The organism is Vibrio sp. CCUG 15886 (assembly GCF_028570825.1).
GTDB classification, from domain to species: Bacteria; Pseudomonadota; Gammaproteobacteria; order Enterobacterales; family Vibrionaceae; genus Vibrio; species Vibrio vulnificus_B.
This window is the reverse complement of the sequence record NZ_JAQQBT010000001.1, coordinates 1,264,854-1,285,033: the sequence shown is the minus strand read 5'-3', so window position 1 is coordinate 1,285,033 and position 20,180 is coordinate 1,264,854. Positions and strand designations below refer to the sequence as shown.

The following is a 20,180-nucleotide window of genomic DNA, read 5'->3' as shown; positions in this document are numbered from 1 at the left end:
AAAGTGTCAGTTGTGAGAAGGCAAGCTGCACGGCCGCTGGTTTTACAGTGTAAATGGCTCGCACAGCAGCGAAGAGGGCGGTTGCAATAACTCACCATTCATTCTTGTCACGGCGATATTTGCACGGACTATTGGCTGCTTGGATGGATGGTAACAGCCTGCTTACGTCGCCATTGCGCAAAGCGTGACTGGGCACCCGACTCTTCTCTTTAGGGCGAGATTCTCCTCATTTCAGGAGGGGAAATGTGCGATAGTGCGCAGCAGAAAATGCCCGTTGTGAACGTTGGAAGATGCGAAATGAACAGAACTGAAAAGCAAAAAATGTTGGCTGGAGAACCTTACAATGCGTGGGATGAAGAGCTGTATGGGCTGCGAATTGAGTGTCGTAAAACCTTGCAACGATTGAACAATGCGATCCCTGATAGCACCGAATGGCGAGAAGCCATCGACCAGTTGATCCCCCAATCGCAAGGTGCCTATCTCGAACCGCCGTTTCGTTGTGACTACGGCGCAAACATCACTTTGGGCAAAAACTTCTACGCCAACTTTAACTGTGTGGTGCTGGATGTTGCTCCAGTGGTGATTGGCGATAATGTGCTGTTTGCCCCCAACGTGCAAATATACACGGCGGGTCATCCGCTGGACGTAAAAAGCCGCGTGGAAGAGGGTATTGAGTTTGGTACGCCGATTACCATTGGCAACAATGTGTGGCTCGGTGGCGGCGTGATTGTGTGCCCAGGCGTGACGATTGGCGATAACAGCGTCATCGGCGCAGGCTCGGTGGTCACCAAAGATGTGCCTGCCAATGTGGTTGCGGCGGGCAATCCGTGTCGTGTAATTCGGACGTTGGACGCCACGATTTAATAAACAACTTTTGTTGGTTGATAAAAAATTTTTATCAAAATTTTCCCTTGAACTCTCTCTAACTGACCCTATTTTTTCTGCGAGAGCGCTGGATAGCCTCTCGCCAGAATTTGATCTATCAACCTGTCTTTTATCTTTTTGAGAATTAAGTAGGAGGCAATCTCAATGAACATTCGTCCTTTAAATGACAAGCTGATTGTTGAACGACAAGAAGTGGAAAACAAATCTGAAGGGGGAATCGTTTTAACCTCTCAATCGGTTAAAAAATCCAATCGCGGCAAAGTGATCGCCGCTGGCCTAGGTAAACGTCTTGAAAATGGTGAACGCGCATCGATGGAAGTAAAAGTCGGTGATGTGGTGATTTTTAATGACGGCTATGGCGTGAAAACAGAAAAAATGGATGGGAAAGAGTACTTGATCCTGTCTGAATCTGATGTGTTAGCCATCGTTGAGTAATGCATTTTAGTTGTGGTGAAAAGAGGAGAATATCATGGCTGCAAAAGATGTTTTATTTGCAAATGACGCACGTCAAAAGATGCTGAAAGGGGTCAACCTACTGGCTGATGCAGTGAAAGTGACACTGGGTCCTAAAGGTCGTAATGTCGTGCTGGATAAGTCATATGGCGCGCCAAGCATCACTAAAGATGGTGTTTCTGTCGCCAAAGCCATTGAATTAAAAGACAAGTTCGAAAACATGGGCGCACAAATGGTGAAACAAGTGGCGTCCAAAGCCAATGACGAAGCCGGGGATGGCACCACCACCGCAACCGTGTTGGCTCAAGCCTTGATCAACGAAGGGTTGAAAGCCGTTGCGGCTGGTATGAACCCAATGGATCTCAAACGCGGGATCGACAAAGCGGTTGATTCAGCGGTCGAGAAATTACGTGCGATGGCTCAACCATGCAGCGACAAAGAATCGATCACACAAGTGGGTTCTATCTCTGCCAACAGCGATCGTGCGATCGGTGACATCATTGCCGAAGCGATGGAAAAAGTGGGTCGCAACGGTGTGATTACCGTGGAAGAGGGCCAAGGTCTTAGCAACGAACTCTCTGTCGTCGAGGGGATGCAATTTGACCGTGGCTATTTGTCGCCCTACTTCATCACCAACCAAGATTCTGGTGCGGTCGAGCTCGATAACCCTTATATCTTGTTGGTGGATAAGAAAGTCAGCAGCATTCGCGAGTTGCTTCCTGTGTTGGAGTCGGTAGCGAAAGCCTCCCGTTCACTGCTGATCATCGCAGAAGATATTGATGGTGAAGCGTTGGCAACGCTGGTGGTAAACAACCTACGCGGCATTGTGCGTGCTGCGGCGGTGAAAGCCCCTGGCTTTGGTGATAACCGCAAAGCGATGTTGGAAGACATTGCCGTGCTCACTGCTGGTACTGTGATTTCGGAAGAGATTGGCCTAGAGCTTGAAAAAGCGACAATTGAACAGTTGGGCAGTGCGAAGAAAGTTACCATTACCAAGGACACCACAACGATTGTTGGTGGTGCGGCGCAAGAAAGTGCTATCCGCGATCGTGTTGCGACCATTGAAAAGCAGATCGAAAATACCACGTCAAGCTACGACAAAGAGAAACTTCAGCAGCGCATTGCTAAGCTTTCTGGTGGTGTGGCCGTGATTAAGATCGGCGCGGCAACCGAAGTGGAAATGAAAGAGAAGAAAGACCGTGTGGATGACGCTTTGCATGCGACTCGTGCAGCGGTTGAAGAAGGTATTGTCGCCGGTGGTGGCGTGGCATTGACTAAAATTGCCAGCGAGCTTGCGGATCTGAAAGGTGATAATGACGACCAAAATGTGGGGATTCGTGTGGCGCTACGTGCCATGGAAGAACCACTCCGTCAGATTGCCATCAACGCAGGTGACGAAGGTTCGGTGGTTGCCAACGCCGTTAAAGCGGGTGACGCTCACTATGGCTACAACGCCGCGACTGGCGAGTATGGCAACATGATCGAAATGGGTATTTTGGATCCAGCGAAAGTCACGCGTTCTGCGTTGCAATACGCTGCGTCTGTCGCCGGCTTGATGATCACCACCGAAGCGATGATCACCGATCACGTCGCAGACACATCGTCTGAAATCTAGTGAGACTTTGGCGGGCAAACGCCCGCCAAATAGGATGAGGTTGATGTTATGACACGTTTGCCATCATTGTCGTTTTCAGTGCGTGAGACGGGAAAAGCTTGCTCAAATACCGATTGGCCAAGTGTGATCTGTTTTCCCAGCGTCACTAAAGGTTATCCGGAGTTTTCTATTAAGAAGGGGCTAGCAAAACCGGCCAGAGTGGTGGTGTTCACCATTGATGTCTCTCAACTGATGCGAGCTGGTGAACGCGTTATCCATTAACGCCTCTCTTGGTTCTCTGTGTTTCCCCTCTCTTTTTTGGCCGCAAACCACGCGGCCTTTTTTATTAAGTAGTTGGTCAGATCTTTTTTCGCAGGCGAGCAAGAGTGCATTTATGACTTGTCGATTTCTCGCCAAAATTGATCCACCGCAGCGCGATGGTTGGTGGTTGAGCGATAGCAGAGAATATCGATTGGGATCTGCCATTCTTTTTGTTCCTCAAACGCGATGACAAGGCGATGCTGCGCCAGTTCCTCCTCGATCACGTGCATTGGAACCCAAGCCACCCCCGCGCCACCAATCGCCATTTTCACCAATGATTCACTCAAGGTGGTTTCAAAGACTGGCTTGAGGGTCAGTGGCAGCGTCTTTAAGACCGGTTCAACCACTTTTGACAGAAAGGTGTGCTCACTGTAGCTCAGGTAGGGAATGGCTTGGTCTGCTTTTAGCGACTCAAGTAAGCGCGGCGCAACCACGGGCACCACTTTTTCACTGTGTATGACGCACTTCTCAAGCTTGTCTTCAAGTGACAGCGATGGCCTCATCGCGGAAATGTTGTAAGTAAACAGCAAATCGGTGGAGTGATCTTCCAGCATCTGAAAATGGGCGTCGATACCCAAAACCGAAGGGGTGACCGACAAGTTGAGATGACTCAACGCTTCGGCGCTTTGCAAAAACAGTTTAGGCAGCAAATTCACCGCCAAGGTGTGCAGGCACACAATGCGAACGGTATGGTCGGTTTTCAGCGAGGCTTGGGCAAAATCTTCTTTGGTCACCTTTACCTGATTCAGCAAGTTTTCTGCATAAGGGACGAATTTTTGTCCGTGTTCAGTCAAGGTGATGGGGTAAGAGGTGCGGTCAAATAACGGCACACCAATCCAGACTTCCAAGGCTTGTATGCGGCGGCTAAAGGCCGATTGCGTAACAAAGCGTGCTTTGGCAGCAGCAGAGAAATTCCCCAGTTCCATTAAACTAAGAAAGTCTTCTAACCATTTGAATTCTAGTGGGTTATTCATGACGTTTTCACTCTATGATTTGCGCGCATAGTATCATTCTTAATCAGCAATGGAAATGACAATACCTGTATTAAATGTGTGGTTATGCTGTCGTCATGGTGCTTTGCATAAGCCTGTGTCGAGAGCGATATGGGGATGGGCAGAGCAAGGAAATACCAAAAACAAAGAACGAGGAACGCATGTTTACCCTACTAAAAAATGCCGATCTCTACGCCCCAAATCATGTCGGAAACGTCGATATATTGGTTGGGCAAGGGAAAATTCTCGCCATCGAGCCACAACTGAATCTTCACGGGCTTGAAGCGGTTACGCAGATCGATTGTCACCATAAAATGGTCACGCCCGGTTTGATTGATCAGCACCTCCATTTGACGGGCGGCGGCGGTGAAGCGGGCTTTGCCAGTCGCACTCCACAGGTTACGTTATCGCACCTGATTCAAGCGGGAAGCACCACGGTCGTTGGGGTGTTGGGGACCGATGGTATTTCACGTTCGCCGCGTGATTTGTACGCCAAGGCTGCAGCGCTAACCGAAGAGGGCATCACAGCCTTCATGCACACCGGATCGTATGAAGTCCCTACCCAAACCATTACTTCTTCCATTCGCGATGACATTACCTTTCTGCCTTCGGTGCTCGGAGTCAAAATCGCTATCGCCGATCATCGTTGTTCTTTTCCGTCTCTGCATGAGTTAGCCCGCATAGCCTCTGACATTCGCATCGCCGCGTTGCTGGCGAAAAAACGCGGTTTACTCCACATGCACATGGGGGCGTTAAAAGACGCGTTTGCACCGATATTTGAATTGATTCAAATGGGCATCCCTATCTACCATTTTTCACCCACTCACGTTGCCCGTACGGCTCCGCTGTTTGAGCAAGCGATTGAGTTCGCCAAAATGGGCGGCTATATCGATGTCACCTCCGGAGGCACCTTATACACCTCACCGCAAGAGGCGATTTTGCACGCCTTGGAGCAAGGGGTTGCCCCTTCGCACATCACCATCAGTTCCGATGGCAATGGCAGCTTGCCGAAATTTGATGCGCAAGGAAACATCATTGGCCTGACGGCGGCGAGCGTGGATGGCAACCTTAAACTGCTTCCAATGCTGATTGATTGTGGAATTTCACCTGAGGTGGCGTTCTCGATGCTCAGTGCCAACGTGGCGGATTCGCTTGGCATTCGCAAAGGGCGAATCCAAGTAGGAATGGATGCGGATCTCTGTATTTTCAATCAAGACTTCTCCTTAAATAGCGTGCTCGCTAAAGGACAAACCATGCTGCTCAATCATGAGCTGTTGGTGACAGGCAACTTCGAGTAAGGAACTAAGATGAGCTTAATTATTGCGTTATTCGGGCTGGTGTTTGCTGGCCGTTTGATCTTGAAGAATTACAACCCGCAAGCGGTCCTATTCTTTACTGGGATTGTGTTGATGGCGATCTCCATCTTCACCAACAACGCCAGCTTTGTTGCGAAATCGACCGGTTGGGTGGGCTTCGACATTTTTGAGTACATCAGCCAAGTGTTTAGCAAGCAAAGTGGTGGTTTGGGTTTGAACATCATGCTGATTGGTGGTTTTGCGCTGTTCATGTCGGCCATTGGCGCCAGTCAGGTGATGGTCAAAGTGGCAGCCAAGCCGTTGATGAAGCTCAATTCACCCTATCTGATGCTGGCGTTGGCCTTCATTCTTGGTCAAGCTTTGTCGCTGTTTATCTCAAGCGCGACAGGGTTAGCTCTGCTGCTTATGGCGACGTTATACCCAGTGTTGATTCGCTTGGGCTGTAGCAAAGCGGGCGTGGCGGCGGTGCTGGCCAGTACCTGTGCGATTGAGTTTGGCCCGGCGTCTGGTAACTCGATTCTTGCCGCGCAAACTGCGGGCATGGACATCACGGCGTTTTTTGTTGGCGAGCAGCTGCCGATTGTCACTGTGCTGATCATTGCTGTGGCACTGATTCACGCCTTAACCCAGCGCTACTTTGATAAATTGGATGCGAAGTCGAATGCCGAGCAAGACTCGCTGGCTAACGTGGACGATGCACAAAGCGATGCCCCCATGTTCTATTTGCTGCTGCCGATGCTGCCGCTGTTCTTCATGCTGACTTTCAGCAAATTGGGCATTGAGAGCATTAAGGTGAGCTTGGCCAATGCGATTTTGCTGAGTATTTTCATTGGATTGGTGTGTGAGTTTGTTCGAGTCAAACAAGCCAAACCGGTGTTTGACAAGCTTCAAGGCATCTTCAATGACATGGGTAAGGTGTTCGCAGCAGTAGTGACCTTGATTGTCGCGGGTCAGACGTTTTCGATGGGTTTGAAATCGATTGGTGCCATTGATGCCATGCTTGAGATGGCCAGCGGGGCGGGCCTATCTGCCGCCATCATCATCCTGTTTATGGCGATCTTAACCTTCACCATTTCTGCCTTAATGGGCTCGGGGAATGCAGCCTTTTTCTCCTTTGCTCCTATGGTGCCGCAAATCGCGCAGAAAATTGGTGCGAACGCGGCAGACATGATTTTGCCTATCCAGCTTTCTGCGGGAATGGGGCGTACAATCTCTCCCATTGCTGGGGTGATCATCGCGGTTGCTGGTATTTCTGGGCTCTCGCCTTTTGATATCGTGCGCAGAACCTTTATCCCGATGTTTATTGGCTGGCTATTGATGTTGGCGATGACGTTTGCACGTGGCGGCCAACTGATGCAACTGTTGCCGTTCTTGGTGCTGATGCTAGTGGCCGTCGGCGTTGGTGCATGGCTGCTGCGTAAGCGCAAAGCTGCTCAACCCGAGCAGGCATCGGCGTAGTCAAAAAAAAGCCCCTCTCACTAGGAGGGGCCGTTCACATCACAAACGCGTTACCCAGTGCGCAACGCGTTCGCCAAGGTATTGAGCGGTAGCCAAATCGCTCGGGTGCGCTTGGCCTTCCATACCTTGTGCCACGATGCCACTTTGTTGCCCAAGTCGGTTTAACCCTTGCGGACTAAAGCCGCCTGCCACGTCTAAGTTGACCCACAACATACCGTGTTGAGCGGCGAAGGTGGTTAGGTATTGAAGGGTGCTGGATTGGTCACCGTTGTAACCCCCACCGCTGGTAAACCCTGCTGCCAGTTTATTGGCCCAGCGTTGATCGGCCCAGAATTCGCTACTGGCATCGGCAAAGGCTTTAAATTGGGCGGAAACGCCACCCATGTAGGTTGGCGAGCCAAAGATAATCGCGTCGCAGCTAAGGAGCGCTTCAAACAGTTCTGGGTGTTCAAAACGACCTTCAATAATAGCGGCCCCCTCAATGCGGTGTTCGACGACCTGCACATCTTGCGCTTGAATGCCTGCGATGATGGCTTGAGCGAGTTGGTGGGTGATGTCGGTTTTGCTGAAATAAACAACGGCGATTTTCTTCAAAATATGCTCCTTAGTCGCGGATATTCATGGTTTGCTATGTTCAAGTGGCGCAAGGTTAATTCCTCAAGTTAACTTGAGGTCAAGAAGCGGGAGCGAATTTTTGCAGATAAAAAAACGCCCTGAACAGGTTCTGGTCAGGACGTTGGTGGTGAGACGAAGTATTGGTTAGCTGACTGCGCGAACTTTGCCTTGTTTGAGATCACTCAGCACTTGCGCTTTTGGACCATCAGCAATCACGCTGCCTTTTTCCATCACAATCACGCGGTCGACCACGTCCAGCATCGAGGTTTTATGAGTGATCAAAATCAGCGTTTCACTCGGTTTGAGCTGAGAAAGCTGATATTTGATCTGCATTTCAGAGCGGTTATCCATTGCGCTGGTGGGCTCATCCATCAGCAACACAGGTGGTCTGCCGAGGAAGGCACGAGCGATGGACACCGCTTGACGCTGGCCACCTGAGAGCATGGCGCCGCCTTCACCAACTTGGCGCTCAAGACCGGCAGGATCGGCTTGGGTGAACGTGGTGACCCCAGCGCGGTTTGCAGCATCAAGCACATCACGGTCATCCACAAGAGGTCGGCCTAAGGTGATGTTTTCGCGAATGGTGCCAAAAAACAGATTGCTGTCTTGCGGTACACAGCCGATGTTGCGGCGGATATCGACATGATGGAGCTGTTGAATGTCGGTATCGTCAATGCGTACGTGCCCGGCGGTGGGTTGATAAAGACCCATGATCAGGCGCTCTAACGTGGTTTTGCCTGAGCCAATTCGGCCAATGATCGCCACTTTTTCACCTGGGTTGATGGTGATGCTCAAATCACGAATGGAGGCGATGGGGGCATCTGGGTAGTGGAAGGTGACGCGATCCAGTTCCACTTTGCCTTGCACCATAGGGCGGTGAATGTAGCGCTTACCTTCTTCCTGCTCGTCTGGCATTTCCATCACTTGGTTAATGATGGTCATGGAGGATTTGGCTTGATTATAACGAGTCGAAAGCAGAGAAAGCTGAACCAGTGGACCAATCGCTTTGCCACTGAGCATCGTGGCCGCAATCAAGCCACCCATGGTAAGGTCGCCGTTCGAAATCAAATAAACGCCTAAAATAATCATCGCCACGTTGGCACTTTGCTGCACAAAACCAGCGGCATTTTGGATGCTGTCGGTGAGTCGGCGAGTCTTGATGTTCCAGTTCGCCATGTGTGCGACGGCTTCTTCCCAGCGGTATTGGAACTGGCCTTGTGCGCTAAACAGTTTCACGGTTTCTAAACCCGCTAAGCTCTCAATCAGGTTGGCGTATTTCTGCGATGCCAAGCGTGAACCTTCTTCAATGGAGCGGCGCAGCGGACCTTGGATCAGCGCAGAGTGAATCATCAAAATCACCACGCCTGCGATCGGCACATACACTAAATCGCCAGCCATCAGCCAGATAAGCAGGAGAAAGAGTAAGGCAAACGGCAAATCAATCAGCGCGCTGACGGTGGCCGAGGTAAAGAACTCGCGAATGGATTCAAACTCTTGCAAATGACGTGCAAAAGCACCAACCGATGGCGGTTTGGACTCCATTCGAATGCCCATCACTTTGCTAAACAGCTTGGAGGAGATCAGAATATCGGATTTTTTCCCCGCCACGTCGATGAAGTAATTGCGCAGCATTTTGAGGATGAAGTCGAATAGGAAGACGACAAAAATTCCGCTCGCCAACACCCATAGGGTTTCAAACGCGAGGTTTGGCACCACTTTGTCATAGACAATACGGGTAAACATCGGCGCGGCGATGGCAAATAAGTTGATCAGGATAGAGGCGATCAGCACATCACGATAGATGTGTTTAGACTGCCATAACGTTGACCAAAACCAGTGCCCTTCGCGTGTTTTGAGAATCTCTGGTGAGCGTTCATCGTAACGAAACTGCTTTTTCACCAAGAAATAACGCCCAGTATATTGCTGTTGCAGTTCTTCAAGAGGGATGAGAACGGGCACCATGCCGCTTTCGAGCGTGGTGATTTCCGCTTCACCAGCCTCTTTGTTGACGCTGATGAGTACGCAAGAATCACCGCCTTTCAGCAGCAAAATTGCGGGCAGGACAAGGCTGGAGATTTCGCTCAGCTCAGCACGGTTTTCTTTTGCAACTAAGCCTGCTCGCTCTGCAGAGCGAGGCAGGAGAAAGGGCGTGAGTTTACCATCTGATAACGGTAAGCCGTTGATCAGGGCATCCGGTGAATTCGCTAAGCCGTAATAGCGGCTGACGTAAATCAGCGAATTTAATAGTGGATCTTTCATGAGATAACCTTACTACTCTTTATCTACGATGAAGCCCTGGAATACTTCAACAAAATGTTCTGACAAGAAATCAAGCTGCGTCTGCGTTTCCACTCGAGAGGCAATCGTGGTGATGCCAAGGTTGTGCGCTGCGCGAGAAATGGAAGTCAGTGTGAATTTCTGCTTCTCGTCATCCAGATTATGGGTAAACAGGTAATCCAGTTTCACGTAATTTGGACGGTACTCGTTGATGTAGTCGAGCGATTGGAAGTTACGCCCATAGTTGTCGACACCAAATTCTGCGCCTGATGTGCGAATGGCATGACACAGCAGTGCCGTGTGGTGTGGCTGCTGAATAAAGCACTCTTCTGGGATCTCAAAGTGAAGCAAAGACGCCACATCACGGTTTTTCTCTAGCGTGTTGGTGATCCAGCGAATAAAGCTTGGTTGTGACAAACTGCTTTGAGCGATGTTGATTGCCAATGGCTCGGCGACCAAACCCGTTTGCAGTTTTTCAATCATCGAGGTGATGACGTACTGGTCAAAGATATGGGTCGCTTCAAGCTGTTCGAGTGCGTAAAGGTATTGGTTGGCGCGGTAAATTTGGCCATCTTTTTCGATGCTTGAGAACACTTCTCGGTGGAAGGTTTGACCATTGATGGTGTTCGCCGCTTGGAAACGGAAGTGAACCCATTGATTGTGGATCGCCTCTTCAACCAGCGCTTTCCACTGCTGTTTACCCATCATGCCACCTTGGCTGTCACTGCCGACAAAGCCGTATTTCTTCTCTGGTGTGGCTTTGGCTTTCGATAGGGCGTTATCCACCATAGAGAGCATTTCTGAGCGGGTTTTGCTCTCTTTGATGTAAGCAATACCCAGCGCCACTTTGGCATCTGCCGTGCCGGTTGGATCGGTGTTGAGCATGTTTACGCAGTTCACAATGCTGTCGGCGACAATTTTCAGTTCGCTTTCATCCATGTGCGGGAAAATCAAACCAAATTCATCGCTGGAAATACGCGCAAGCGTCGCCCCAGGGATTGAGATGGTGCTGTCGAGCTGTTTGGCAAGCTCAGCTACCATTCGGTCCGCCGATTGATAATCTTTGCTGTCGTACACTTCACCGATGTATTCCGCGTTAAGCACCGCTACGCCACCTGGCGCATTTTCCGCCAGCCATTGATCCAATTGGCTGATGTAGTAAGAGCGGTTGCCCAGTTTCGAGATAGGGTCGATATAGGCTTGTTCACGCAAGCGTTGCGCTTCTTTCGCTTGCTCTTTAAAAGAGACTTCAATTTGAGCAGACATGCGGTTGATGCCGTCAACCACGGCAATCAGATCTTTGGTATGAGGACGAGTCAAAGGGTCGCCAAACTTGTTGTTGGCGATGTCGTTCATCTTATCAATGATGGCAGTAAGAGGTTTCAATGAACGTTTCAAAATATACGCGATAGAGAGCAGGCCGATGAAGAAAACCCCAGCAAATGCGGTGAGCAGACGCATTAACGCTTTCCAAAGCTGTTCGTAAGCCGCGCCTGGGTGGCTGACAATTTCTACCTCAGCAAGCTGCAGCCAGCCGCTGGTCACGATGCGCTGATCGTGAATACGTTGAAACAGGTTTAGTTGACTAAACCAAGTGGGCACGGAGCTCGGTTGTATCGGATAGGTACGAATGATCTCTTCCCCTGAATCGAGGAAAATCAATCGCACTACCGAGTACGAACTGCCATCAAACAAAGCGTTGATCACGGATTCCACCGCCACCTTATCTTTGTCTTTCAGGTAAGGGGCTAGCGCCAATCCTACCGTGTTGATGGTGTTATTCATCTCAGAGCGTTGTTGCTGCTCTAGGCTATTCCGAGTGGTATTGAATTCGATTACAAAGACTGATGCCATCAGCAGTACAAAGACTGTAATCATACCAACCACGAGTTGTTTATATAGTGTCATGCTCATTACTCGTCATAATTGATAATAGGTTTATTCAATTTGAGTGTTTTTTCTCTGGAACGGAGATCGTTCCATAGGCTTAGTCGTGATGAATCACCCGCCAATTGACCATTGGCGTTGGCAGATTTCATCAACCAAAGATTTTTACCGTTAAAGCTGTAAATCGGCAGTAAGTCTGGGCGCTTTGACGCTTTCATGATTTTGGGATTGATGTTGTCCAAGATCAGCGGCTCTGAGCTGGGCGTTTTGTAGTATGCCAAAACCATATGGAACTGATTGAGTTCTATTGCTTTAACGTATACCAAACGGAGTTTACTATCTGAGACTCCCAGTTCGATCAAAGAAAAATACTTAGCAATTGTGAAATCTTCGCAATCGCCCGCATTACTGCCCAAAAATTCTAGAGGGGTCGCCCAATAGTCTTTTTGTCCCCATAGGTCGATGTCGTCGACAAAATAGAGTTGGTTAAAAAAGTCGTTAATGCCTTCTAGCTTTTCGTTTTCTTCTAATAACTTAAAGAAATCAATATTTTCGCGCCAAGTGTTGACGCGTTGTCCCGCGCGCTCGCCATAGGTCGCAGTGACCGCATCAATCCATTTTTGCTCTGTAGTATTGAGCGCTTGAGAGTAAAAACCAGCCATACTGAGCCCCGCCAGTAAAACCCAGCGTCCGGTATGGAAGGTGGCACGCGTGAATCGAGTCCATCGTTCGCGCGCCATGTGTGGCTTACTCTTTAAGGGCATTATTTTGTGCGCTTAGTATCGGCTTAAGCAGGTACTCAAGTACCGTTCGCTTGCCAGTAATAATATCCACAGAAGCGGTCATGCCCGGAATGATGGGCAGCTCAGCATCTTGGCCAAAGTTGGTTTTTTCGGTTCGAACTCTCACGATATAAAAACTGTTGCCTTCTTCATCTTGGGTGGTGTCGGCGCTGATGTGCTCCAGCTCGCCATCCAAGCCGCCATATTTGGTGAAGTCATAAGCGGTAAACTTGACCACGGCAGGTAAATTGGGGCGTAAAAAGGCGATGTCTTGTGGTGCGATTTTCGCTTCCACCAACAAGGAATCTTCTGTGGGTACGATCTCAACGATGTCCATACCCGGCTGGATGACCCCACCGACGGTGTTAATGTTAAGAGTTTTGATCTTGCCGGTAACAGGCGAAATAACGACGGTGCGTTTGACTCGGTCACGCAGACCCACAGCGGATTCCACTAAGGCCGACAACTGATCTTGGGTTTTATTGAGTTTCTCTTGCTGTTCTGAGCGGAATTTCAGTGCGGCATCAATGCGGCTAAGCATGGCTTCACGAATGGTGGATTGAAGCACAGGAATTTTCAGCTCAGTCGAGGTGAGCTCACGGCGCGTGTCATTCACTTGGCGTTGCAATTTGAGCAGTTCAATTTTTGGTACGACGCCTTCGTCTGCCAAAGGTTGAGTGATCTCCAACTCTTTCTTGGCAAACACGTGCCCTTGACGGAGGTTTTTCACTCGCGCTTGAATCTCAACCAGATCTTGCTGCTTCTGTTTGACTTGCTGAGTCAGTACCGAGATTTGGTTACGTAGGTTGTTGAGATCTTGGCGGTATTCCGCACGTTGACGGGCGATCAGTTCTGGCTGCTGTTGTTCCAGCTCGGCAGGAAAGGCCAACTGACCGTATTTGATCACCACACTCTTTTCCCATTCTGCGTTGGTAAATTCTTCATCAATTTCCACGCTGTCGATTGAGCTGGTTAACTGCAAAACCGCGGCGGTTAAGTTGGCAACTTGCTGCTCGCGCTCACGGTAGTCGGAGCGAAAGCGGGTATCGTCAATCAAAAGTAACTGCTGGCCTTTTTGAACCAATTGGCCCTCTTTGACCAAAATCTCTTTCACCAATCCGCCTTCGAGGTTTTGCACGATTTGGATTTGAGAAGAGGGAATCACTTTTCCTTGGCCGACGGTGACTTTATCGATTTCGGCCCAAGCAGCCCAACCGATGGCGACGGCGAAAAATAGGACAATCACCCACAACATCAGGCGGGCATTGGTCGGTGTGTTTAGAAGCAAAGCGGCGGTTTTGTCATCTACAAAATCGAGCTCTTCACGACTGAGCTTATTGTAGTTTTCACTGCTCATGCACTGTCCTTGTTTGATGATGAATAGAATTTATCTTTATGATTTTAAACTCAGTCTATTCAATTGTTAAATCGATGTAACCTTTCGTTGCGATGGAAGATGTTACTGATCTTTAAACTGAGATTTATCTAACTGATGCTTTTTGAGTTTATCATACAGGGTTTTACGTGAGACCTGTAATTCTTGTTGCACCTCTTTTAAGCGTCCGCCATGCCGTTTTAGCGCATCAAACAGTAAGGTGTATTCAAAGTAATCCAGTCGTTGCGCCATGGTTTGCGCTTGGGCTTGTTGCAGCTCATCGACATCTGCTGAGAGAAATTGTGGTGATTTGAGTGCGCGTAACTCGGCGAACTGACGTAACTGACGAATGTTTTCCGGCCACGTTTGTTGCTGTACGGTTTCCAGCTCTTCGGCGGTGATGCGCGGTGGCTGAACTTGGTAGCGGCTACACGCGTTACGCACAAAGTGTTTATACAGCGCGGGAATGTCGTTTTTACGCTGGTCGAGCGTGGGCAGGGCAATGCTCTGTATTTTACCGGTGATGGTGCTGGGTAAAGAGAGTGTGGCACAGACGAGCTTGGTGGTGCCAAGTGGGGTTTCCGTGAGTATTTGCCACTGTTTGGCTTTCAGCACTTCTGCATCGTGAATAAATAGCGTGTCATTGGGGTGCTGAGCGAGGAGCAGCCTCAGTTTCTGCGGTATCTCCTCGCTGCTGAGGTCACTAAAATAAAAGCCAGAAATTGGCACCAACTCGCCTTCATTACGGTTGTGAATATCATAAAAGAACTGCGCGCACAGGCGTTTACCGGTTCCTTTGTCGCCATAGAGAATCAGTGGTCGGTCGGTTTGCGCGCTGATGAGCGCGCGACGTATCTGCACCATGGCTTGCGAATGGCCAATCAGTTTTGAGCCCGCGTGCGTTTGCATGTCGAGCTCTTTCTTTAGCCAAATGTTTTCTTGTAATAACGCCAGCTTGTCTTCAGCGTTACGAATCGCTTTGAGTAGGCTGTCGGTAGAAAATGGCTTCTCAAGAAAATCGTACGCCCCACCTTTCATCGCTTCTACCGCGGTTTTCACATCGCCATAGCCAGTGAGCACGATCACCTGAAAGTGAGGGTTGCGACTGCGTAGCTCTTTCAACAACGCTAAGCCGTTCATGACGGGCATATGGATGTCGGTGACCACCACGCCCGCTCGCTGGGTATCAATGTGCTTAAGTGCTTCGACCGCATTGGGAAAACTAATCACCTCAACACCTTCAATCATCAGCGCTTGGCTAACGGAATCGCGGATATGGGGTTCGTCATCGATAAAGTAAATTTGGCTGTTCATACGAATTCTTGTGTTGACGCATCACTGGACAAAAGGCGTGGCAGTGAAAGAGTAAAACGCATCCCGTGAGGGGAGTGAAGCTCGCCCTCCAAGCCGCCTTGATAGCTTTCAATAATGCGTTTGGAAATGGTTAAACCAAGCCCAAGACCTTCTGGCTTGGTGGTAAAAAACGGGTCGAAAAGGTGTGCCAGCTTGGTTGCCTCAATCCCTGGGCCGTTGTCGCTGACAATCAACTGGCAAGCGTCTTGCTCAATGGCGCATTCAATCACGATTTGACCATCGGCTTGTCCTTCCAAGGCTTGTATCGCATTGTGGATGAGGTTGATCAGCACTTGCTCAAGTTCGATATGGTGAATATTGGCGGCGAGCGAAGGTGGAATGGACGCGACTTTTAACGTCACACCCGATTTGATCAGTTTATTGCTCAGGATGCGCGTTGCGTTGTGCACGGAGTCATGCAAATTCGCGTAATAGTGACGCTCATCCGGGGTCGATTTACGGGTGAATATTTTCAGGCGCGCAATCACTTCGCTGATGGTTTCGTTGAGTTGCAGCATTTGTTGCAAGTTGTGTTCAACCAACTGATGTTTCTCCATCGACATCAGTTTCAAGCTGTTTTCGGTGTAGGTGCGCAGCGCCGCCAGCGGTTGATTGATTTCATGATTAATACTGGCAGAAAGCTCGCCAAGCAATGCCAACTTCGCCGCTTGGGTCAGTTCTTGCTGGGTTTGTTTGAGCTCTTGCTGCGTCTTTTCATATTGCATAATGGTTTGTTGCAGACGTTGGTTGCTCTCGCTGAGAGCCTCAGTGCGCTGCTTGACTTTGGATTCTAACTGCTTGTTAAGCAGCGCCAATTGGCGTTTGTTGTTGAGTGTTTGCTGCCAAGCAAAGGCGATCAAACTGAGCAAGCTAAATATCAGCACAAAAATCACATCGGCTTGCAGCACGGTCATCAAACGTTGTTGATGCGCCGCGAGGGTGACAACGCGGAATCCATTATCGTTGGTGGCCGATAGATACAGTTGATGCTGTGGCATCGTGCGTTGTTGGGCTTGAGGATTGGCGGGATCGCCCAACTGAACGCTTGGATGCGCCTTAGGCGCTTGACTGCCATATTGCTGGTTTTGCACCATTGCCTCTATGTGTTCGGGGGCGATCGGTGCCAAGGCGGTGTATCGCCAAGTGGCTTGGTTGCTGAGAAACACCACGTTGTTTTGATCGAGGACCATAATGTCTGCTCGCTCTGGCGCAAGGCTGTTTTCCAGCTCTTCCAGGCTCACTTTCACCGTGATGACGCCAGCAATCTTGTTCTCCAGCCAAATCGGTGCGGAGTAAAAATAGCCGCGTTTGTTGGAGCGGATACCTAACGCGACGTAGCGAGCAATGTGACCTTGCATCGCTTCAATGAAGTAGGGGCGGAAGGAAAAATCTTCCCCGACAAAGGTATCGTCTTGTTGATAGTTACTCGAGCCAATGACTACACCTTGTTGATTATGCAGATAGATGGTATCGGCCAATGTTTGCTTCGACCATTCTGCCAGCAGTTGATTTAACCCGTTTGATTCCGGCTGGGTGAGGTAGGTGAGTAAGCGAGGATCGTGACTGAGCAGGTTGGGAATTTGCTCAAACTTAGCCAGTTCTGAGCTGAGTTGCTGATTGGCGCGATCGGCATAGTTTTTCAAAATCGACGCCCATTTGTTCTGCTGATAATGTGAAGCGGCAAAATGCGTCACGGTTAAACCGATGCCACCGAGCAGCAACATAAAGAGGAAAAAGCGATAACCAGACCAACGAGAAACCAGCGACACACAATGCCTTATCAATAAAATAGGGGGATTGGATTACTTTACCAGTGCAACAAAAAAGATAAACCGAGCGACCACCACAACGCGAATTTGATCTGAGTTTTCTTGTGCTGAGCATTGGAGCAAATCGCGCTCGGAGCAACATGCGGGCTTCAAGGCTTGAGTTTGAACACATTCGGGCGCACAATCGGCAAAAAATATGTGAAGGAGTGAAGATGGAACTTGCCGATATTCGCCGTGAATACACCAAAGGCGGCTTGCGTCGTAAAGATTTAAAAAACGACCCAATTGATCAGTTTAACTTTTGGCTAGAGCAAGCGATCAAGGCGAACTTGAGTGATCCGACGGCCATGACGGTCGCGACCGTGGACAAAGATGGCATGCCTTTCCAGCGTATCGTTCTGCTGAAAAACGTCGATAAAGACGGCTTTGTGTTTTACACCAATTTGGGTAGCCGCAAAGCGCAGCACTTAGAGCACAACAGCAAGATCAGCCTTCACTTTCCTTGGCACCCGCTTGAGCGTCAAGTGCACATCACGGGTGTGGCAGAAAAACTGACCGCAATGGAAAACATGAAGTACTTCACTTCTCGCCCGAAAGAGAGCCAATTAGCGGCGATGGCCAGCCGTCAGAGCAGCCGAATTTCCGCTCGTGGCGTACTCGAAGGTAAGTTTCTTGAGCTAAAACAGAAGTTTGCCAATGGTGAAATTCCGGTGCCGAGCTTCTGGGGCGGATTCCGCGTGAAGCCACAAAGCATCGAGTTTTGGCAAGGAGGAGAGCATCGCCTGCACGACCGTTTCCTTTACAGCCAAGAACAAGGCGAGTGGCACATCGATCGCCTTGCGCCTTAAGCGCTATTTGCACGTTAAGCTTGCACGGTTAGCGTTATTATCATGGCGATCATTCACTTAAATGATCGCCATTGAGTACCACAGAAAGCTGGGTGTTGAGTAAGCTTTCTGGGATCAAAGATCCAAAGCCTGCTTCTAATGCCTTATCAATCAATTCGTTTTTGCTGTTTGCCGCGAACTTGGTGCGCAGCCTTGCCACGTGACCTTCGACGGTTTTAATTGAAATCCCCATAATGTTGGCGATGTACTGCGGCTTGCGTCCATACAGTAGCAAAAACAGCGTCTCTTGCTCCCGAGCGGTCAAATCACTGATCGACAAGCTGGCATCATTAAAGCGAAAACGAGGCAGGTTGCCATCGGTAATCCCGGTTGCGCGACAGATCCAATATCCCACTTCTAACACCGCGGTGTCGGTGAGCTCTTGACCATAAAAAATCGTCCCTTGCACTTCGCCGCTGTCGTTGTACCAAGGGGATTTGGTAAAAATATGCGCGTGCCAGCGGCCATCTGGGTAAGGGTGAATATCGAGAATTTTCAGCGTTCGTTCACTTTCCATCACGTATTGATCTTGGCGCTGGAACTCGGCAGCGCATTCTACCGTCGGGCTCGGCATATCAAAGTCGGTGAGGCCAATACAATCTTCTGGGCGACGATGGCCGACCAGCCAAGCGTAATCTTGGTTAGCGTAACGAAAGACCGAATGGCGATCTTTGCAGCCCCAACAGCCGGGAAGTTGGTTAAAAAGGGAAAATTCGATATTGCTCAGACAATTAGACACAGTACAACTCACCTATACAGCACAGTGGTAACTTGCAAATATGCATTTAATTGGTGTGCAATTCTTTGTCTTTAGCCAAGTTATCCCTCGAAAAGCGTTGTTTTTTTGTGGAATTTATCAATATTGGGGAAGAGAAATGGAATCGCAGACAAAAAAAGGCCAGCCTGAAGAGGGGCTGGCAACACAAGATATCAATCTTGTCGACGTGTAGAAGAGGTTCTAAATCACATAGCGAGGGTCTTGCTACGCCAATTTAGAGGTATCACAAGATACCAAGAGACAGCGACGTATGCTTGTCACGATCTCTCGCAAACACTGTATGCAAAATTGTTATGTAGCAAAAGGAGGGAAAACCCTCTATTCATCAATGAGATGGATTGTCTCTGTATGATTTGGTCCGTGGAACGATGGCCGTAGAACATCGCTGCATGATCATCGTTCCGGAACAATGATCAAAGGGAACGCCATAAAGATCTTTGCACCTCTTCTCGGTTTGACTTGCATGCGGGTTGAGGTGAGGTATCATTCTTCTGTCCTTGTTCTACTCTGCATCCCTATGAACGAAAGCACTAAGCCCCAACCTGAGATCATCGCCAACATCAAGCTGCCCAAGCCGGCAGAGTTGGTCACTTTGCCTTCTTACATGGATTGCCATGATCATCATTACACGCAAATCGTGATTGGTTTGAAGGGGCAGGCGGAGTTTGAAGTGCGCGGGCAGGGTAATCTTGTTGGACCGGGTCAAGGCTGCATCGTTACGGCTTGCTCTGATCACGCGTTTGGTGGCGTGATTGGTCAGTCGGATATTTTGGTGCTGAATATGCCCGTACCCAATGATGATGATCCGCTGCTGCTGCAAAAAATCAATCAAATTGAAAAATCTCACCTTTATTTTCAATTGGATGCGCAAATTCAAAAGTTGATCCAGATGTTGGTGCATGAAATGCAGTCCAACCCCGAGGATCTTTTATTGAGCCGAGCTTGCAACGATACCGTGATGGCGTTGATGCAACGTCATATGTCGGCGTTCGAGACGCCAAGAAAAGAGTCGCGTTTTGATCTCGATGCGATTGATCGCTATATCGAAACCCATCTGAGCCACAAGATCAGTGTAGCGCAGCTTGCTGGCAGTGTTTTCCTTGGTGAAAGCCAGTTCCACAGCCTCTTTAAAGAGCAAATGGGCATTACACCGCACCAATACGTGCTCGGTAAGCGCATCGATATGGCCAAAGATCTGATTGAAAAAGGCACATTAAGCTTGGGGCAAATCGCCGAGCTGACCGGTTTTTCCGGTCAAAGTACCTTTACCCACTCCTTTACTCGCTTACAGGGCGTTTCACCTTCTCAATACAAAAAGCAATTTGGCGTTAAATAAGTTGCTTTTTACGACACAATATTTTGCCTAAATTCGTGTGATCATGTAGTTGTTTTGTTAAAAAAGCGAGTTTTTAGCAAAAAGCTCGGAGTTTTTGACAAG

At 49.3% G+C, this 20,180-nt stretch carries 17 protein-coding genes; 8 read left to right on the top strand and 9 right to left on the bottom strand.

The genetic code is table 11. The annotated features are described in order from the left end of the window. Positions 1–297: 297 nt before the first annotated feature. From PQQ36_RS05480 to PQQ36_RS05465, 4 genes are all read left to right on the top strand, one after another. Positions 298–864 carry a sugar O-acetyltransferase gene (locus PQQ36_RS05480; RefSeq protein WP_058666364.1) on the top strand — a complete coding sequence of 189 codons (567 nt, stop codon included), beginning with the start codon at positions 298–300 and terminating at the stop codon, positions 862–864. 165 nt (positions 865–1,029) lie between these two features. Next, positions 1,030–1,320 (top strand): co-chaperone GroES, encoded by a 291-nt coding sequence (locus PQQ36_RS05475; RefSeq protein WP_011082031.1) that lies wholly within the window; start codon positions 1,030–1,032, stop codon positions 1,318–1,320. A gap of 34 nt (positions 1,321–1,354) precedes the next feature. After that, positions 1,355–2,953, top strand: a complete 1,599-nt coding sequence (gene groL, locus PQQ36_RS05470; RefSeq protein WP_011082030.1) for a chaperonin GroEL — start codon at positions 1,355–1,357, stop codon at positions 2,951–2,953. Between the two features lie 48 nt (positions 2,954–3,001). Continuing rightward, entirely contained in the window at positions 3,002–3,214 is a 213-nt protein-coding gene (locus PQQ36_RS05465) for a hypothetical protein (protein ID WP_039536691.1), read from the top strand. 110 nt (positions 3,215–3,324) lie between these two features. On the opposite strand, the gene PQQ36_RS05460 is transcribed toward PQQ36_RS05465, so the two are convergent. Further along, positions 3,325–4,227, bottom strand: a complete 903-nt coding sequence (locus PQQ36_RS05460; protein ID WP_045610057.1) for a LysR family transcriptional regulator — start codon at positions 4,225–4,227, stop codon at positions 3,325–3,327. Positions 4,228–4,406: 179 nt separating this feature from the next. Here PQQ36_RS05460 and iadA point away from each other — a divergent pair, with 179 nt between their 5' ends. Both iadA and dcuC read left to right on the top strand, forming a co-directional pair. After that, positions 4,407–5,543 carry a beta-aspartyl-peptidase gene (gene iadA, locus PQQ36_RS05455; RefSeq protein WP_011082027.1) on the top strand — a complete coding sequence of 379 codons (1,137 nt, stop codon included), beginning with the start codon at positions 4,407–4,409 and terminating at the stop codon, positions 5,541–5,543. 9 nt (positions 5,544–5,552) lie between these two features. Further along, positions 5,553–7,019, top strand: coding sequence for a C4-dicarboxylate transporter DcuC (gene dcuC / locus PQQ36_RS05450; RefSeq protein WP_072615800.1), 1,467 nt, complete (start codon positions 5,553–5,555; stop codon positions 7,017–7,019). Between the two features lie 39 nt (positions 7,020–7,058). Here dcuC and PQQ36_RS05445 read toward each other — a convergent pair whose 3' ends face one another. The 7 genes from PQQ36_RS05445 to PQQ36_RS05415 form a co-directional block, all read right to left on the bottom strand. Beyond that, positions 7,059–7,613 carry a flavodoxin family protein gene (locus tag PQQ36_RS05445; RefSeq protein WP_111416219.1) on the bottom strand — a complete coding sequence of 185 codons (555 nt, stop codon included), beginning with the start codon at positions 7,611–7,613 and terminating at the stop codon, positions 7,059–7,061. 165 nt (positions 7,614–7,778) lie between these two features. After that, positions 7,779–9,893 (bottom strand): type I secretion system permease/ATPase, encoded by a 2,115-nt coding sequence (locus PQQ36_RS05440; protein ID WP_061057821.1) that lies wholly within the window; start codon positions 9,891–9,893, stop codon positions 7,779–7,781. Between the two features lie 12 nt (positions 9,894–9,905). After that, entirely contained in the window at positions 9,906–11,819 is a 1,914-nt protein-coding gene (locus tag PQQ36_RS05435) for a bifunctional diguanylate cyclase/phosphodiesterase (RefSeq protein ID WP_111416221.1), read from the bottom strand. 5 nt (positions 11,820–11,824) lie between these two features. Next, positions 11,825–12,538 carry a transglutaminase-like cysteine peptidase gene (locus PQQ36_RS05430; protein ID WP_015728458.1) on the bottom strand — a complete coding sequence of 238 codons (714 nt, stop codon included), beginning with the start codon at positions 12,536–12,538 and terminating at the stop codon, positions 11,825–11,827. Between the two features lie 7 nt (positions 12,539–12,545). Continuing rightward, a complete protein-coding gene (locus PQQ36_RS05425; protein WP_011082021.1) occupies positions 12,546–13,937 on the bottom strand; it encodes an HlyD family type I secretion periplasmic adaptor subunit in 1,392 nt (463 codons plus the stop codon). Between the two features lie 102 nt (positions 13,938–14,039). Continuing rightward, entirely contained in the window at positions 14,040–15,269 is a 1,230-nt protein-coding gene (locus tag PQQ36_RS05420) for a sigma-54-dependent transcriptional regulator (protein WP_072605213.1), read from the bottom strand. Next, positions 15,266–17,077, bottom strand: a complete 1,812-nt coding sequence (locus tag PQQ36_RS05415; RefSeq protein ID WP_273660537.1) for a sensor histidine kinase — start codon at positions 17,075–17,077, stop codon at positions 15,266–15,268. Before PQQ36_RS05415 ends, PQQ36_RS05420 begins: the two co-directional genes overlap by 4 nt. 212 nt (positions 17,078–17,289) lie before the next feature. Here PQQ36_RS05415 and pdxH point away from each other — a divergent pair, with 212 nt between their 5' ends. Further along, a complete protein-coding gene (gene pdxH, locus PQQ36_RS05410; RefSeq protein ID WP_011082018.1) occupies positions 17,290–17,925 on the top strand; it encodes a pyridoxamine 5'-phosphate oxidase in 636 nt (211 codons plus the stop codon). Positions 17,926–17,974: 49 nt separating this feature from the next. Here the strand turns inward: pdxH and PQQ36_RS05405 are convergent, their stop codons facing one another. After that, positions 17,975–18,703 carry a helix-turn-helix transcriptional regulator gene (locus PQQ36_RS05405; RefSeq protein WP_372456860.1) on the bottom strand — a complete coding sequence of 243 codons (729 nt, stop codon included), beginning with the start codon at positions 18,701–18,703 and terminating at the stop codon, positions 17,975–17,977. Positions 18,704–19,259: 556 nt separating this feature from the next. On the opposite strand from PQQ36_RS05405, the gene PQQ36_RS05400 reads away from it, so the two are divergent. Further along, positions 19,260–20,078 (top strand): AraC family transcriptional regulator, encoded by an 819-nt coding sequence (locus tag PQQ36_RS05400; protein ID WP_011082016.1) that lies wholly within the window; start codon positions 19,260–19,262, stop codon positions 20,076–20,078. The last annotated feature ends 102 nt before the right edge of the window (positions 20,079–20,180 follow it).

Coding starts and splice junctions, on each gene's coding strand:
- groL (WP_011082030.1), top strand. CDS start 1,355: ATGGCTGCAAAAGATGTTTTATTTGCAAATGACGCACGTCAAAAGATG.
- PQQ36_RS05440 (WP_061057821.1), bottom strand. CDS start 9,893: ATGAAAGATCCACTATTAAATTCGCTGATTTACGTCAGCCGCTATTAC.
- PQQ36_RS05475 (WP_011082031.1), top strand. CDS start 1,030: ATGAACATTCGTCCTTTAAATGACAAGCTGATTGTTGAACGACAAGAA.
- iadA (WP_011082027.1), top strand. CDS start 4,407: ATGTTTACCCTACTAAAAAATGCCGATCTCTACGCCCCAAATCATGTC.
- PQQ36_RS05465 (WP_039536691.1), top strand. CDS start 3,002: ATGACACGTTTGCCATCATTGTCGTTTTCAGTGCGTGAGACGGGAAAA.
- PQQ36_RS05430 (WP_015728458.1), bottom strand. CDS start 12,538: ATGGCGCGCGAACGATGGACTCGATTCACGCGTGCCACCTTCCATACC.
- pdxH (WP_011082018.1), top strand. CDS start 17,290: ATGGAACTTGCCGATATTCGCCGTGAATACACCAAAGGCGGCTTGCGT.
- PQQ36_RS05400 (WP_011082016.1), top strand. CDS start 19,260: ATGAACGAAAGCACTAAGCCCCAACCTGAGATCATCGCCAACATCAAG.
- PQQ36_RS05480 (WP_058666364.1), top strand. CDS start 298: ATGAACAGAACTGAAAAGCAAAAAATGTTGGCTGGAGAACCTTACAAT.
- dcuC (WP_072615800.1), top strand. CDS start 5,553: ATGAGCTTAATTATTGCGTTATTCGGGCTGGTGTTTGCTGGCCGTTTG.
- PQQ36_RS05425 (WP_011082021.1), bottom strand. CDS start 13,937: ATGAGCAGTGAAAACTACAATAAGCTCAGTCGTGAAGAGCTCGATTTT.
- PQQ36_RS05460 (WP_045610057.1), bottom strand. CDS start 4,227: ATGAATAACCCACTAGAATTCAAATGGTTAGAAGACTTTCTTAGTTTA.
- PQQ36_RS05420 (WP_072605213.1), bottom strand. CDS start 15,269: ATGAACAGCCAAATTTACTTTATCGATGACGAACCCCATATCCGCGAT.
- PQQ36_RS05435 (WP_111416221.1), bottom strand. CDS start 11,819: ATGACACTATATAAACAACTCGTGGTTGGTATGATTACAGTCTTTGTA.